We start from the raw sequence: 16,894 nt of genomic DNA, 5'->3' as shown, positions 1-16,894 counted from the left end.
CCGCGGACAAGTAAAAGATGAGAAAAGACAGGACAATAGCTGACTAAAGTGCAGACGGCGGAAAAGACATTCCGACGAAAAAAGAAAAAACACTGGCAGCGCGCAGTGCTTGAGTTTCTGCAAAGACTATATCGGCGGCGTTACGGCTGATGGCGAAATTCGCTCGGCGTTAGACCGTTCATGCTTTTGAACGTTTTGCTGAATTGGGAAGAGGAGGCGAAGCCGACCTGATACGCGATATCCGTCAGCGTCATATCGGGATGCTGGAACAGCAGGCGCTTGCTCTCGTAGATACGCTGCTGGAGCACGTATTTGTGGTAGGTCATTCCTTTTTCCCGTTTGAAGGTGCGGATGAGATGATCGGGGCTGAGCTGGAATAGGCCCGCCATCTGCTTCAGCGACAAATCCTCGCTCAAATGCATGGCGATGTATTCGCACAGCCTGCCGATCGGGTCTTCCCCATGCATCCGTCTCGCCGGGCTGGAGCCGGATTCGGAGTCCGGCGACAGGTCCATGCTCCTGCGAATCGTAACGGCCAGCGTCATCAGACCGGCCACGATCATCTGCTGCCAGCCGACCTTCCTCTCCTGCATTTCCTTGTGCATGACGAAAAGCAGCTGCTTGATCGACAAATACGTATCGGGCTGGAGCTTCACCTGACAGCATGGAATATCCGACAGCCAAAAATCCGCATCCGGCAGCAGCGACGATAACCGGCTGGCGTCGATCAGGACGACCATTCTCGTGTACATACGAGAAGGATCGATATAAACTTGGTGGGGCAGCTTCCCGGGGAAAATGAGCAATTGCCCGGGCGACTGCCTCCATATATGCTTGTCGACTACATAGGTACCTTGACCTTCGAGCGTCAAATTCAGTTCGATGCCGGTTTGGACATGCAGCTTATGGTTGTGGGTGCTTAAATAATCGTGACGCAAATAAACAGGGAATTCTTTGAGCCATCGGGTAACAGCATCGTTCCAGTCCGGCGGTTCGTTGATGAGAGAACGGTTCAGCTCCATGATAGTTCCCCTTTCCCGAATGCTGAGGGAAAGCGCACGGCTCTCCCTCCATTCATCATAAAGAACGGGTCGGGAATTTGCAATATGACGGGAAATGCCCAGCTCGCCAATCGCAGCAGGGCTGTTCAGCCATCAGCCGGCCGCCGCATCCGCATAAAACGGGAGCAGCCGTTCCTCCAGCAGCCCCATCATCAGCCCGGACGTTATTTCCGCCATCGTCCAGCCGGACTCGATCGACCAAGGGCCCCAGCCGACGTCGGCGGGAGAGCCGAACACCTCCGCCTTCTCCGCGTCGAACGCGCGCGCCCAAGCGCCGTCGATCATCGGGTCGCCGCTGTGAATTTGCGCGGAGACGAGGAAGCCCGCCAATTGTTCCCACAACCATTTGAAATGCGCATCCTTCGTTACGAAGTACGCCTGAATGAAGCCGAGCGGCAGCCAGTTGTTCGAATACAGCAGGTCGATGACCGGATCGCCGTTTTTGGCAATGAGCGAGCTTTCCCCTTTGCCGATCTCGTGCCGCATCGACGCCCGGTACCCGTCGTCCCACTCGAGGTACGCTCCGCAGTCATGCTTGAATTTTTGCAAATCGCCGGAAACCCGGTACAGCCACTCCCGGTGAGTCGCTTCTCCCGTCACCCATACGAGCCAGGCCAGTGGCATAATCAGGCGGCAATATTCCTGCGTCTCGCTCTGCTCCCGCTTCGTTTCGGGGTATACCGACATGATCGCCTCCAGCCCTTTCACCGCCGCGCCGCGAAACCGTTTGTTGCCGGTCAGTTTGTATGCCAGCAGCAGCGCGCCATAGTAAAAGGCGTTGTAGTGGGCGCTCATCAGATTGCCCGGCGTTGTCCGCAGCTGCTCCAGCTTCTCGGGCGTCAGCTTTACGTTGTCGGTACGGTATACGCGCGTCCCGTCAGTGCCTGTCGTCCGGATCAGAAAGTCCAGCGCCTCCACGATATCGTCCAGATGCTCGCGAGATCCCGTATACAGGCAGCGGAGCAGCTGCGGGATGATCGCCCGGGCTACGTCATCCTGATAGCACACGCCCCACGCTTCCTCCGTCCAGCGGATCATCCCGCGCAGCGGCCCTTCCTCCTTGCATTGGAACTGTTCGTACACCAGATTCTGCAAATTGCTTGCGACTGCAAGGCTCCGCTCATCCGAAGCAAGCATAGAGTGCAAAAAGTATGGCAGCGCAATTTCTCCGATGCAGTCGACCCGGTGAATACGCCCCATCCGCTGCGTCCCGTCCGGATAAATTTCTGTCCCCGGCCCTTCCAGAGCGCCGCTTCTCCCTTCATCGTACACAACCCCGGACCGCTCGAACCAGCCGAGCGCCTTGCCCGCAGCCGCCTTCACCTGCTCCGTCAGCGGAGCATCGGGGTTTCTTGACCCGACCGTGTAAGGAAATTCAAGTCCGCTCATATCGGCCTCGGCGTCTATCAGCCAGCCTACGATGTAAGCGAGCAGCTTAACGGCCGAGTCGCGAGGCGCAAAACGGGCCCGGACAGCACTCGCGAGACGAAACGAGCAAATCATCAGATGCTCGGGATTGTCGAACCATAACCCCCGGTCGCAAATCGCCGCAGTCACGCCTTCATCCATCTCTACCCGGTCATGCGCATGTTTTTTGACATATTGCAAAATCGGCAGCGAATGCGAGCAAAAGCTGCTGTACGGCTTCAGCCTTACATTGCACTGGTCTTCGATCAGATCGCCTTTATGCAAACCCTCGATTTGTCCGTCCGCGCATACCGCGAGCCGCTCGAATCGTGTGCTGACCGGCGACTCGCAGTATACGTGGCCGATACTTCCGACATATTCGGCAAATACTTTTTTGCCTTTTTGCAGCTGTGCCTCCACGGCGACCCGCATCCGCGCCGGCAATAGCAGCGGCAGCTTGGACACGCCGCCCAGTATCGCGATCGCGTCGTACTGTTCCAGGGAAGGCGACTCCTCCGGGCGGATCATAACCGCCTCTACGCCCTTTTGCCGGGCGAGCAGCTCGGAGAAGTCGCTCGGCTCCGTCGTGATGACGGCGATTTTTTGGTTATTCATGCTGGATCATCCGTTCGTTCTATTGTCCAGGGCGTGTTTACAAGCACGCCCTGGCTTGGGAATCGTCTGCTACTTTTTCTGTGCCGCCTCAATCGCCTTATTCGAATTTTCTTCGACGTCGCGAAGCGCGGTGTTGACATCCTTCTTGCCCGTACCCACATCAACGATGGCGACGGAAAGCTGCGAGCGGACCGTGCCGTCATACTTCGTCACCCGGATCGGCTTGCCGATCGTATCGGCGAACACGGCTTTGGCGTAATTCGTTCCTTTCAGGAACGGCAGCTTCGCACCGAATTCCTTCACGACGCTGTCCGCCTTCAGCACCGGCACGCGGCCGGCACGGGCGTTTTCCGTCTGCATCTCATCCGACAGGAAGTACGAAATCACCTTAAACGCGGCATCCCGCTGCTGGCTGCTCGGAGGAATGGCGAGGAACGGCGCATTCATCTGGGTGCCGGCCGATTCCAATCCCGTAAAGCGCGGATTGGCCACGGCGTCCCAGTCCAAACCTTTCTCGATCGCCGGCGGAAGCAGCTCGAGCGGGCTTGGGCCGCCTCGCATCGCAAGCGTTTGCTCCTTGAAGAACAGGTCGTCCTCTTTGGCGTTTACGAGGTCGTTATTGTCGATTTTGTAGAAGCCGGCCATCGTTTCTAGCCATTTCTTCCATTGATCGTTATTAACCGTCGCCTTGTTCGTTGACGGATCGACAAACGGCAGGTTCATCTGGTTTTTGTAGATCAGGTTCAGCCCCGAGTAGGCGTAGCCCCGATACTTGATACCGCTGTCCGTACGGGACACCTTCTTGACGAGATCGCCGATCTGATCCCAGGTCATGCCGTCCTTCGGATAAGCAACGCCGAATTTATTGAAAATGTTTTTGTTGTAGATGAGCACGTTGTTGTTCAGCTCATACGGCATAACCGGCACTTCGCCTTTGTCGGAATACATCCGCGCGGATTCGAGCACGCCCGGAGCGAGCCGGTTCAGGTCGAACTTGTACTTGCTGATCAGATCGGACATGTCGGAGGTGAGCTGCAGGTCGAGCGCCTTGAACAGCCCGCCGGCCGAATAAGCGATCAGGTCGAGCTTGACCCCTGAGGAGATCAAGTTTTCGATCGTTTCGTTCATGTACGGATTCAGGACGATGTTGTACTTTTCTTTTAATTTCGCTTTCCAGTCATCCATCAGCGATCCGGAGTATCCGTTGTAGAAAAAGTTGACCGTCACGGGATCTTTGAATTTTTCATTGATATCGGCGGCAGCGGCCGGTTTCCCTTTATCGCTTTCCGACCCGCCGGATGCTTTGCCCGGGTCCGCCGTATTGCCCTGGGAGCCGCAAGCGGCAAGCAGCGCTAACAGCGGCAGCGTAACCAAGCCTTGCTTCAATAGCTTTTTCATCGATGAAATCCCCCTCTATGTTTGCGATTTCACTAACGAGCTTCCCAGGCCAGCTCGATGCCTTGACGGACGAGGAATTGCTGGAATTCCGCGAGTAACTCTGGATTCGCCCGGACGTCGCGCGGCCGCACCTGCTTGTCGAGACAATAAACCGCGAGCAGGCCCGCCGATTCGCCGATGTTCCATTCCACCGGATGGAGACGGTAGCAGCCGTTCGTAATATGGGTCGTGCCGATATTTTTGTTCGCGGGCAGCAGGTTGTTCACCCGGACCGGGATGAGACTGCCGAGCGGAATCTGGAACGGCAGCGGCGAAAAGTGAATGTAGTTGCGGTTGCCTGTGCTCGGATGCAGATCGATCGCGTAATAGCCGACGCCGACGGAATCGGGGAACTGCTCCGCGCGGCCTTCCGGATGGAACGGGGCCGTAATATGCTGCTCCAGAACGGTAAATTCGGCGCGAATCCGTCTCGACTCGCGAATGTACGGATATTTGGCCAGCCCGTCGGCCGTGCCGAACACGTCTTTGCGCAGCCGGAGCCCGGGGTAGCCGATTCCGCCGTCCGGACGGGGAGCTTCGGTCTGCATCCAGTACAGCAGCGACAGGCTGAGCTGCTTCGCCGCCTCCAGATGGCGCTCCTTCTCCTCTTCGCTCACATCGATGACCGGCCCGATGAAGTAATCGTTCTGCGGCCAGTTGACGATGGTGATATCGCTTTCATACGTACCGGGAACAAAATTCGTTTTGTCCGCGATGCGGCGGTAGTTATACAGCGGGAACAGATCCTTCTCCGGGAACAAAACATACTGCCTCGCCTCATGCGTTACCGGGTGCGGTCCGATCCAGTCCAGCATCCGGGACGGCCAAAAATCCGGCCTGTAGTTTCTCCAGAAGTCGTAGTCTTTCGGCTTCTCGATCGTATGATCTTCGCCCTCCATATAATCCATGGCGAAGCAATACGTGATCGCCTGCATTTCCTGCGGATTGGGGGCACCTTCCAAAGCCCGCGGCTCGCCCGTTTGCTCCCGCGATTCCGCTCCGGTTACGTACTCCACTCCGGCCAGCGGCAAGACGTCCCCGCACTCCGTCGCATCCAGTACATAAGGCGCGACAAGTTCGGTACGCTCTCCCGTTTCCAGACAACGGACGGTGACGGAGCGGACGAGATCGCCTTCCGTATCGGCCGACTCCGCGATATGCCGCAGCAGGATGACGAGCCTGCCGCTGTTTACATACGGTGCGGCCATCTCTGTCATTACGGCCAGCGCCGTCCGCGGCTCATGGCTGATTTTGCTCACAAGCGCGTTGCCCGGATTTAAGTTTTCCGCCGCCTTCGCCTGCTCGGTTAGCGGAAAATGCGTGCGATAATAATTTCTTACCCCGTTCCGAAACTGCCGGTATGTTCTCGTGCAGCCGGCCGTCTCGATCCAGCGATGCTCGTCGGGCGGCACGCCTTGGCTCGTGATTTGGCCGCCGATCCAATCCGTTTCCTCCGTCAAAATTACTTTTTTACCGGTTGAAGCCGCTGCCAGCGCTGCGGCAAACCCGCCGAGGCCGCCTCCGATGACGGCTATGTCTGCGTGCAATTGCTGTTTCATAGGTCCCCCCTGTTTTGTTTGCGACATGTATGTTTTGGAGTCAAACCTACTATACATGGCGGCCGGGGAGAGGGTCTATTCAATAATAGACCGGATTTTTGTGCTTTTTCGACTTTACTTCAAATAGGGACGACAAGGGAAATGGCGAGTGAAAGATATGGAGCCGGAAAGGAGTGGTACCGGAGACGGGAGAAGGGGAAGGAGCGTATCGTTCGGATTTGATGCTCGTTTCGGTACAGCCGTGGTTCAGCCCCATGGTCAGGTCGGATTGATCGGTTATATATTCGGATGGAGCGGGGCGGGAGCTACCAGCGGCCGTATCCGAACCGGCTGGATGCTTGCCCGCCACGAACAACATCCGTCCCTCATCATTCGCGCTTCGGCTTGAAGCTCGCCGGAGGGGCGCCCCAATATTTGCTGAACGCCTTGGAGAAATTGCCGGCATCCTTGAAGCCGCAGCAGGAAGCGGTCTCGTATACTTTGACACCGGCTTCCAAAAGCTTCCTGGCCTTCGTCATCCGGGCCGTCATGACGTAATCGGAGTAGGCGCCTCCGGTCTCTTTTTTGAACAGGCGGCTCAAGTGAAACGGGTGCAGAGCGAATCGCTCGGCCATCGTATTCAGCGACAAGTCCTTGTCCGGCTCGCGCTCGATAAGGACGATCAGCTCGCGGATGACCGGATGCTTCGCCGCAGGGCGCCGCTCCGCGGTATGCCGCGTAAACCGCCTTACAAGTCCTTGCAGCAGCTCGTAGCCTTGCTCGGGCGATTGAAGCAACGCCAGCGCAGCCGTTAGATCCGCCGATCCGCCGAATACGTCCGCGGCGGTCCATCCTCTCCCCTCCGCATGCCGGACGATCAGATGGCAGGCCTGCATCACGTGCAGCGGCCATACCGCACCCGATGACCCGGCCTTCATCTTCGCCTTCCACCACGCTTCGAGAGCAGGCTCCGCCCTCTGCGTCTCGCCCGTATCGAGGGCGGCGACGAACGCTTCATCGGTACCGCCTTCTTCCCCGCCGGTGCCGCTGCTTACGCCGGCCGTCACCGCGCCGGGGCTCCTTGCGCCCGTGTTTTTTCGCTTCGGCGGATGCACGATTTCAACCAGCACTTCCGCTTCTCCGGAAGCGTCTTCTTCCACATGCAGAGTCACCGTATCCGCCAGCCGGTCGTATCGCCAGCTGCGAAACGGGTCGGCCTTGATTCTCCTTGACTGGTCAAGGCGGCGCTGCCCGTCCACCCGTACAGCCGCAGGCTTTCCCTGCATATGGACGATCAGCTCGTAGCAACGTTTGCGGACCATGCCGGCATACTCCCCCTCGCGCCGCGAAATACGCACGGTCGTCGTCTCGAGGCTCGCTTCGCAGGTCAGTGTCGTACGGGTGAAACGGCCGTCCAAATAGTCGAAAGTGGCTCCGTCGTCCTCGTATAATACAAACTCGCCATTCGGTCCGGGGTAAATGTCCAGCGTCAGCGTCTCTACCCGCAGTTGGCCGACATGGTCCATCTGCGGCCACATCGGAACGATCGCCCCCGCTCGCACGAACAGAGGACCGCCCGCTCCCGGAGGTACAGTATAGGCAATCCGCTGCGGACCGCTGTAACGCTCTCCTGTCCAATAATCGAACCAGCCTCCTTCCGGCAAATAAACCTGATCGGTATAAACGGCAACGAGCAGGGAATCCCCCAGCATATATTGCTCGCTTAATTCCCGGCAATTCCGGTCGTCGGGATACATCAGAGGCATGGCGCGGGTAATCGGCATACCGGTCCGGGCGGCGACAAACGCCGCTGCGTACAAGTAGGGCAGAAGACGATAGCGCAGCCGGGCATATCGCCGGAATAGCTCCTGCAGCGGCAGCTCCAGAAAATCCGGATGATGGAAATGATCCTGGCTGTGGATTCGCGACCAGGCGAGCAAAAAGTCGGCATGAATGCCTTCGCGCGTAATCAGATGCATGTTCGTCGACGTGTTGACATGACCGGACAGCCCGTAATTCAAAATGGCCGCAATCGCATGTTTGGCGTTATAAAACGTGCCCGCCGTACTGGCGACAAACTGCTGCATGCCCAAATAGCCTTTTTCTATATGAATGACCGGCCTCTTACCCGTCTGATCGCGGTAACCGGCAAACATCTGCTTGCCGAGCAAAACCGGATACAGATTGTGCAGCTCCGGACTCGTCATGCCGTTGCCCCAGATCCGGTCGGGATAATTAAACATTGGGCTTCTCAAGCTCAGCACAAATGCGGCTATGCCATCATCGACAAACTTGCGCAAATGATCGTACCAAGCCTCCTCCGGATCGTCCGGCTCCCCGTCCGTTATTCCTGCGGCCTGCCTTTCCTCGTGCAAGGTCAGATCGTGATCGCAGCCCAGCGTCAGGCTCAACTTGAAGCCCTGCTTGTGCAAAATGCCGATAAACGACACTTGGCGTAGCAGATCGTTCGTGCTCGTCGGAAACCGTTCCGGATGCCAGCGCTTGGCGGTCGAAAAATCGTTCACCGTCTCCATCCAATCCGCGCTCAGGCCGATCAGGTCGCAGGGCGTACCGGACCGGCGAAATTTGATGGCATCTTCGAGTACATCCCGGGCGGTAGACTTGACCCGCGGGCAGAAGTTCAGTCCATACATCCAGATCGGCAGCAGCTGCGGTTTGCCTGCAACATCCGTATACGCGTCCAGCAGCTCGGCATAGCCCTCTCCGGCGAACAGAAACAGATCCAGCTCGCCCGCCGGCCCCTCTATACTCAAAATGTCATCGGCCGCGGCGCCGATATCAAACGTATGCTGCCACGTCGTATTCACCATAACGGCCCATCCCTCGGAGCTCATTAGAAAAGGGATCGGGGCGCTCGCCCACAAATTTTGCTCCGCTCGCATCGATACGCGCAGGCCGCGCCGGTTCAGCCGCTCGGGAACGACGTTGCCCAGCCCGTACAACGCCTCGTCCGCTCGCAGCGAGAAGCGCGCTCCGAAACCCGACGCCGAGCCGGACCAGGGTGAGCAGCAGGTGCGCAGCCGCTCCCTTCCGTCCGGACCGCTCAGGCTCAACTGCCCGTCAATGCGGTCGATTTGCAGCGTTGCCCGTCCGGCCCGTATAACCGTGGCGTCGCCGTATTCAACACAAAAGCTCTCGTCTCCGGGCCGTTTGTCGGCGTTTACAAGTTGATAACGGACTAGCGGCGATTCCGGGAACCCCCCCGTATCGCTCATCCGGATCCGGAACGTGGAGGAAGCGATCGCCTCCGCCGCGAGCCATCCCCCGTTTTTCAGCCAAATCCGGGCATCCGCCACCGCATCCATCTCCTCGTCGTTCTCGTTGTCCCCATCATAACATGCCGGCAGGAAAAAATGTTATCGAATCACATGAAAAATCCGCATCGAAACAGTTATCGATGTACATGCAATCGTTATGAAATACCATATACGAACTATTCCCGTATCTTCTATACTTGGTTTACCGCGGCGGAAAAGAGATCGATTACTTACCGAGGGGGAGTCTCACCTACCATGTATACAGAGAACAAGCGAAGGAGTCGAACGCAATGCTGCAAAACTGGGAGCAGTTTCGAATCAGTGTTCATGATGTAAAAGATCAGCTTAGGGACTATGTGTACGGGCAATCTTTGAAAGCGTTTGCAGTTGGGGATGCTGCGCGGGATGCGGTAACAAGCACGGAGCAGCTCGAGGCGCGCCGCCAAACGATGCGCGAGCGGCTGCTGGCCGAAATCGGCGGCCTTCCTTCCCGGGATACGCCGCTTCATCCGGTCACGACCGGAATCGTGAAGCGGGACGGGTACCGCATCGAGAAAATCATTTTTCAATCGATGCCAAGCGTATACGTAACGGCGCATCTGTATATTCCGGACGGCCGCAGCTCGCCGGGCGGAGCGGTGCTGTTCGTTTGCGGCCACGGTCCGGAAGGCAAGCTGTACCCGAGCTACCAGCACGTATGCCAATGCCTCGTACGCGCCGGGCTCGTTGTGCTGGCCATCGATCCGATGGGACAGGGCGAGCGGCTCGGCTATCGCGATCACGAGTCCGACAAGCCGTTTGCGCGTCGGGTCGCGGAGCACGAACATGGTGGCGTGCAGTGCTGGCCGCTCGGAGACGGGCTGGCGCGTTATTTCATCCACGATATCGTGCGGGCCGTCGATTATTTGAGCTCCCGCCCCGAGGTCGACCCGGGCAAAATCGGCATGACCGGCAGCTCCGGCGGAGGCACGCAAACGGCGCTTGCGATGATCTGCGAGCCGCGAATCGTCGCCGCCGCTCCCGGCACGTTCATCATGAACCGGGAATCGTATTTGTTCGCCGGCCAGGCGCAGGACGCGGAGCAAATATGGCCGAACATGTCGGCCCTCGGCTTCGACCATGAGGATATCCTGCTGGCCATGGTCCCGCGCCCGGTGCTGGTGCTTGCCGTCACCGGCGACATCTTCCCGATTGAAGGCACGCGCAGGACGGTACAGCGGTGCAGACGGTTCTGGGACATGTACGGCTGCGGCGGCGGGCTGCAGCTCGCCGAGGACGAATCGCATCATATGTACACGCTTCCGCTCGCGCGGGCAGCCGCCTCGTTTTTTGCCCTCCATCTGCTCGGCGAAACGGTCCAGGTGAGTACAGACGGACTCGTGACGGAAGCCGGAACCGAGATTTGGTGCACGGCGAGCGGGCAGGTGTTTGACGACTATCCGGACGCCAGGAAAGTGTTCGACGCGAACGGCCAGCGGCTGGCCCTGCTGGAAGCGGCCCGCGAAGCTTTGCCCGAAGCGGTGCGGCGGTCGCAGGCGGTCGCCTGGCTGAGCAGCCGCGTGCGCGAGGGACGGCCCGGCTGCGACCTGAACCCGCGTCACCAGAAAATCGGCACGTGGCAAGGGTTAACCGTGCGGAGCAGCATATGGTGGTCGCAGCCAGGCTTGTTCGGCCACGGGTTTCTGTTCGCGGCGGCGAACCCGGAGACCGCGCAAAGCCGGCTGACGATCGCTCTGTGGGAGGACGGCACGACCCGGCTGCAGGCACACGAAGACTGGATACGCAGCCGGACCGCAGCCGGGGAAGCCGTGCTCGTGCTCGACACTGCCGGCAGCGGAGCGCTCGAGCCGAATGCGATCAGCGGCAAGCCGCTTCGCGGCGTATTCGGCACTTTGCACAAGCTGAATATGGATTTGCTGTGGCTCGGCGACAGTCTGGCCGCCCTGCGCGTCTACGACGTGCTGCGCGCCGTCGAGTTCGCCCGTAGTCCGCAAGGCGCGGGAGCGGCGGAAGTTCGTTTGTATGCCGAGGGGCGTTTCGGCGTTTACGCGGAATGGGCCCATGCGCTGCTCGAAGAGGACGTACCTTTGGAGATCTCGGGCGAATGGGAATCCGTCGCCTCCTGGGTGCGCTCGGAGTATTACGATAACACCGGCATCAGCGAATATGTGCTGCCCGGCCTGCTGCGGCATTGCGATTTGCCGGATTTGCGAGAATGGCGTAGGTTAGGGGTCTAATCCAACAAGGGGGAATTCGAATGGTTGCCAAAAAGTGGTCCGGAGTCGCTATATGTCTCGCGTTCGCGGCGCTCACTGCCGCCTGCGGCCGGGGAGACGCGTCCCCGCAGCCGAATGCGGGAGCGGAAGACGCAGCGCGGGAAGCGGCGGAATCACCTGCGGAGATCGTCTTTTACAGATCAAGGGTTTCCCTACGCTCGATATGTTCGTCAAAGACCAGTCGGTTGCGATGTTCGCCTACCAGTCCGGGCTGATCAACGTCTGGGAGGAGCAGCACAAGGCGGTCAATTGGGATATCGTGGCGCTGCCTCCGCTGCCCGGACAGCCGGGAATCGGCAGTATGGCGACGTCGAAGCTGTTCGGTATAACGTCCATGGCCTAGGTGCGATATTCCAGAATTAATTAGAAAACGGAGCCCGCAAACCCGCGTGACTCCGTTATTGTTGTTCCAGAATCGATTAGAATTTGATGCGTTCCGCGGCAAAATTAGCGGTTTGTTGCAGAAATCAATAGAAAAATATTTTCAACATTCACACGGTTATGCATAAATATATGAAGCAATTTTACCCCTGTATAACTCATTTATAAATACATCTTGATGTCCCACCATACTTCCAGACAATTTCGGTGTGAAGACAAATTACCATTGAAATACTTGAACTGCATAGATTCCTGTGTTGTTCATTGCTTTAGTTTTTTGTATTTAGGGAATATCATGGAAATTAACTGCTCTTATTTTTTGATCATATATTATAATCTCATGATTTAAATAGGAGTGGAACCCATTACTATAACTTGGAATAATAACATTTCTCGTAAAAAAGTTTTTTTCAAACAATGCGGTATTGTTTGTGTAAATAAATAACGCCTTCTTATTCTTAAACCAAGGGCTATGTTGAATAAAGAGAAGACAATATTCACCTTCAACATAATTGTTGTTGATTTTGTAACCTCTTCCCTTTAGTTCTATACGTAAGTCTTTCTCTACTTGAATCAGAAAGCTATCGTCGCAATTTGTGGAACTGATATAAATAATATTGCTTGGGTTCGATTCTTTGTTAATTTGATCAGAAGTAACGACAGGATAATCGACATAAATATTCGGATCCCAACCTGCAGTTTTCGGATGAGCAAAGTTCTGAGCAACCTTATAGATTATTGATTTTTCTTCATCTGAAAAATAATTTATTGGAACAACAATTTTCACACTATCCATATAGATATCTAACAACCCCAATCCCCAGGTGCTTGGGGTTATATCGTTAGAACTTTGATATTGTAATTCAAATATTGATCCTTTCTTTATAAAATGAAGTTCATCTACATCAACCTGTTTCAGAAAGTATACTTCATTATTGATTATGATTTTCAAATCGAATCGACGCACATAATCAGGAAGTAATATTATACAATGCTTGATATTGGTCGTATTAATAATAATCGTTGAATAATCTAAAACTTCACCGATTATCTCCGCATAAGTTTGTCGTTCTTCAATTTCGATAATCTCAACCCAATAAGCCTTACTATGTCTGTTTCTCTCTGTCCTATAATATATCTTTCTCGGATACCTTTCTTTCCTATGCCGTAATAACCACTTAATCAGTTTTGTATTATTAAGAAATTGAGAAACATCCCAGTGATTTGATATTCTTTCCATTACCCCAGTATAGGTTTGCGTTGATAATGTCGATGAGGGTATATGGTAGGCAGAATTAATTAGATAATCTTGATCACCACAGATGTTTAATATAAAGAGATTTGACAAATTCCCTAAATTGTGTTGATAAGGGGATCCCGATAAAGTTACAATCCCCGCAAATAAATAAGGATGTGCTTGTGCTAACGCCCATGCTGCATATGCGCCGTTAGAATAGCCATAAAGATACACTCTTTCTTCATCAATGTTGAAGTTTTTTTTAATAGTATGTAATCCTTCTAATAATGAAACTTCGCCGATATAGCTTCCGGTTGTAACACCTCTACCGGAAAAAGTTGTAATAATAACATCTTCAGCTATTTCTCCCTCAAAATAAGTTGCAAGATTATCGTATCTACCTGGTGGAATTAAAATGACTAAAGGATAGCTTTTGTTGGTAGAATAATCTTCTGGAAGAAATACAGAATATTTTTCTAAAGTATTATCAATTTTTGAATAGAAGAATCCATCTGAGAATCTTTTTCTAGAGACGAGATCGGAATACTTTAGCCCTTGTTCTACGTAATCGAATGTATTGTATAACATAGATATGCTTTCAAAAACAATTTTTAGTCGAGTACTTAATATAACTCCAGTTTCAGAGTCTTTTACTTTTTTTATTTCTGCAAGCAGACCGTCAATATTTGCTTGATTCTCATGATTCATTGTATAAGTGGTTTTCAAGTGTAAATACTGCTGCTCTAACTTTTTAATTAGATTGGAAAGGGAATTTATAAGGATATAATTCACTATTCTTTGACAAATCTTATGTATATCGGTATAGCAAATTTCAAACTTCAACATATTTGACGTTCTATGTTTTATTTTACTAAAATCATATTCGATCTTATGATTTATTATCGATTCAAATTCATCAAGAATACTACCATCATCATTTCTTACTATGATTTTAAGTGGAGTACTATTTTGAATACCAAGAAAATCTTTAGGCAAGATCATAAACTGATGACTAGTCGATGTAATTTTATTGCAGTTATCTTGTATAACATGAACTTTACTAGAAATAGTATTGTTTATAAAATCATTAACGTATTCCTCTAATGGATCTTTTATAGATTTTAAGTCACAAATTCTAATCGATCTGGATTCAATAACCTTTGTTAACTCAACAATAATAGTGTTATTCCCTTTCTCTAGCATCATTTGAAATGAGCCAGAATTGTTATATACAAGAGAGTTATTTACCCATATTTTTCCTATAATTCCATATACCCTGAATAACACCTCCCTTTTGTTCTTACTTTTCAAGTTAGCAATTAGAAATAATCGCTCATCTTCTTTTAAGTTGTAATACTTTGACAAATCTAATTCAGAATTCTTGGGATCAATACTCTCAAGTAAACAACATTCATAGTTGTTCCCATGAAACTCTAAAGGTTTTTTTTCACTTAAACATAATGTTGCTTTTTTAAAAATATTTTCTAGATCTTTATTAAGCAAATCATTTTCAGAAGAATTTGTAAGCGGCCCTAAACATAGTGCCCTGGTGATTCTTACAGGAGCATCAACGAGTTCCGTTGTGACCTTGTCTACTTCTTCCAATACAATATTCATTAGTATCACTCCCACTATAAAGTAATGTTTTCTCCTGTTTTCTCACTGAATCTCAGAATTTCAACAATAACATCTTGAGCGGTGGTAGTCGAGAATGTAGTCTATACTACCGATTTTCATCAGAGCGTAGGCGAGAACAAAGCTTCGATGTCAAATTCTGAAACTGTGGATATTAAGTATGTTCGCACAGTTGGATATCCACATTCACCCTTGGGGTTTCCCCTTCCATGTCCGCTGGGTCGATGCCCTCACTTTCCTTCGTTCTACCTCTCAAGGGGTGGATGCCGATTCTTGCCCCTTTACGGGGTCGTTGCCCTTATGGAATGTAGTCCCTCGGCTGCTTCAGTGCTTCCGTTGTCTTAGCTGATGATCGAGGAATGAGTCTACAGTTCTTGCTTTGTTTGTTAAGCTGCCTCTTGTACCTGAACCTGACGAACCGGCCCCATTACATCATTTGCATCTTATTCCTTCTGCTTTGTTCCTAACGTGAAGAGAATTCGGACTAGTTTTCCACATAACGCAATGATGGACTGCTTCTTCTTTAGCAGGTTCTGACTTCTTGTCGTATAGTCATGATGCAGTGCCTTGAACGCATGGTTCTTGGCCACCATCGACATCACGGCTCGAAACAACAGAGTTCGAATAAGCGAGCGCCCACGCTCGCTTATTCCCGTCTTGCCCTTGTGCTTGCCGGAGCTGTTCTCCTTCAAGTTGAGATCGGCCAAACGAATGATCTGCTGTCCATGGTCGTAGTTGTGGATATCTCCCGCTTGAGCCAGAAACCCTGCAACCGTTACGACTCCGACGCCCGGTACCGACAACATCTGCGCAGCTCCGGGAATGCACTCCAGAATCTCAAGCACCTTTGCCATGATCGTTTCGAGCTGCTCACTAAACAGATCGTATTGCTGCAACAAGGCGGTCAATTCCACTCGAGCTGCTACTACACCCTCTGTAAGACCGATCTAGTAGCAGCTTGGCAACGAGCATCTCCGGTCGCCGTATACCTACTCCGCGTTTCACCTCTGTCTTCCAACGCTCCAGGACGCCTTTGGTGCTCTTCGCCACAATCTCGGCGGGCAGTGGAAACTCCCTAAGCGTCAGCAGTGAAGCTTTACCTTCCCATAGCTTTAAAACGCTGATGTATTCCGGGAAGAACCGGTCAAACCAATTGATGATGCGGCCTTTCACTTGTGTTAAGCTTGCCGACATCTTCTCACGGAGATTCATCAGGATCCGAAGATCCGCTTACTCTTTTGTCGGTAGATTGGGTTCGGAGTACTTTCCGTTGCGAATGAGATCGGCGATGACTTTCGCGTCTTTGTAGTCGCTCTTCGTCTGCGAGTTGTCTTCCAGTTCTTTGCTTTTGTTGACGTGGTGCGGGTTAACAATGACAGTCTTGATGCCCTGCTCCTTCAGGTACACGGCTAAACCAGTAGTGTCCGGTAGGTTCGATGCCAAAACGACTTCCGTCTTGGCGTGAACTTGTTGAAGCTCCTTCATCCAAGCTGTGAGCTTCGTCAGTCCGTTCGAGTCATTGTGGAAGGTGCAGTCTTTTCCAAGTTCAATCCCGCCAAAATCGACACCCCGAGCCACATGAATCTTCTTCGCAATGTCTGCGACTACAACCAACGTTGTATCGGAAATTCGTGTAATTCGTTGATTCTGTTTCTGCTTAAGTTTATACTTCATGTTGAGTGCCTCTTTCGTATGTGGGATTTGTTCTTTGGACGGAACGTTTCCCAGTATACAAGAGGTGCTTTTTTCGTTCAAAGCTCAAATTACTTCATTACAGGAATGGCTCCTTGTACGTTATTAACAGCTTCAGACTTAATGGTGCGAATTATTTCTACAGGATTTAATACTAGTGAAGGATGTTGCCTTTGGTCCTCTTCCACAATTTTCACTTTATAAAGTAACTCAACTTTCGCAGCAACAAAATAGGTCGAATCCCTTGTGGTTCTAAGAGCCAAAGCCTCTTTTTCTATTGATTGACAAAAAAACACCCTCTTTGTTTGATATCATGGAAGTGTCGAGCAACCATGCA

Annotated in this window: 10 protein-coding genes; 2 read left to right on the top strand and 8 right to left on the bottom strand. The window is 52.7% G+C overall.

Going from position 1 to position 16,894, the window contains the following annotated elements; genetic code table 11:
• Window positions 1-140 precede the first annotated feature (140 nt).
• From D7M11_RS30615 to D7M11_RS30595, 5 genes are all read right to left on the bottom strand, one after another.
• The gene (locus D7M11_RS30615; protein WP_120751087.1) at window positions 141-1,022 is read right to left on the bottom strand and encodes a helix-turn-helix domain-containing protein; all 882 of its coding nucleotides are present in this window, start codon (window positions 1,020-1,022) and stop codon (window positions 141-143) included.
• Window positions 1,023-1,154: 132 nt separating this feature from the next.
• Complete coding sequence (locus tag D7M11_RS30610; protein ID WP_120751086.1) at window positions 1,155-3,083, bottom strand: hypothetical protein; 1,929 nt, start codon at window positions 3,081-3,083, stop codon at window positions 1,155-1,157.
• Window positions 3,084-3,152: 69 nt separating this feature from the next.
• Window positions 3,153-4,481, bottom strand: a complete 1,329-nt coding sequence (locus D7M11_RS30605; protein WP_120751085.1) for an ABC transporter substrate-binding protein — start codon at window positions 4,479-4,481, stop codon at window positions 3,153-3,155.
• Between the two features lie 32 nt (window positions 4,482-4,513).
• Window positions 4,514-6,079 carry an FAD-dependent oxidoreductase gene (locus D7M11_RS30600; RefSeq protein WP_120751084.1) on the bottom strand — a complete coding sequence of 522 codons (1,566 nt, stop codon included), beginning with the start codon at window positions 6,077-6,079 and terminating at the stop codon, window positions 4,514-4,516.
• A gap of 368 nt (window positions 6,080-6,447) precedes the next feature.
• The gene (locus tag D7M11_RS30595) at window positions 6,448-9,375 is read right to left on the bottom strand and encodes a TIM-barrel domain-containing protein (protein WP_158606925.1); all 2,928 of its coding nucleotides are present in this window, start codon (window positions 9,373-9,375) and stop codon (window positions 6,448-6,450) included.
• A gap of 251 nt (window positions 9,376-9,626) precedes the next feature.
• Here D7M11_RS30595 and D7M11_RS30590 point away from each other — a divergent pair, with 251 nt between their 5' ends.
• On the top strand, window positions 9,627-11,573 hold the full coding sequence (locus D7M11_RS30590; RefSeq protein ID WP_120751082.1) for an alpha/beta hydrolase family protein: 1,947 nt from the start codon (window positions 9,627-9,629) through the stop codon (window positions 11,571-11,573).
• Between the two features lie 52 nt (window positions 11,574-11,625).
• Window positions 11,626-11,955 (top strand): hypothetical protein, encoded by a 330-nt coding sequence (locus D7M11_RS30585; RefSeq protein WP_120751081.1) that lies wholly within the window; start codon window positions 11,626-11,628, stop codon window positions 11,953-11,955.
• A 321-nt stretch (window positions 11,956-12,276) separates the two neighbouring features.
• On the opposite strand, the gene D7M11_RS30580 is transcribed toward D7M11_RS30585, so the two are convergent.
• The 3 genes from D7M11_RS30580 to D7M11_RS37565 all read right to left on the bottom strand — a co-directional run bounded on the left by D7M11_RS30580 (window position 12,277) and on the right by D7M11_RS37565 (window position 16,539).
• Window positions 12,277-14,847: a hypothetical protein gene (locus D7M11_RS30580; protein WP_120751080.1), complete on the bottom strand. Its 2,571-nt coding sequence runs from the start codon at window positions 14,845-14,847 to the stop codon at window positions 12,277-12,279.
• A gap of 461 nt (window positions 14,848-15,308) precedes the next feature.
• Window positions 15,309-15,779, bottom strand: coding sequence for a transposase (locus tag D7M11_RS37570; RefSeq protein ID WP_240041378.1), 471 nt, complete (start codon window positions 15,777-15,779; stop codon window positions 15,309-15,311).
• Window positions 15,780-16,095: 316 nt separating this feature from the next.
• A complete protein-coding gene (locus D7M11_RS37565; RefSeq protein WP_240041377.1) occupies window positions 16,096-16,539 on the bottom strand; it encodes an IS110 family transposase in 444 nt (147 codons plus the stop codon).
• Between the last annotated feature and the right edge of the window lie 355 nt (window positions 16,540-16,894).

The organism is Paenibacillus ginsengarvi, from assembly GCF_003626695.1.
Taxonomy (GTDB): domain Bacteria; phylum Bacillota; class Bacilli; order Paenibacillales; family NBRC-103111; genus Paenibacillus_AB; species Paenibacillus_AB ginsengarvi.
This window is presented reverse-complemented; position numbering and strand designations above follow the sequence as displayed.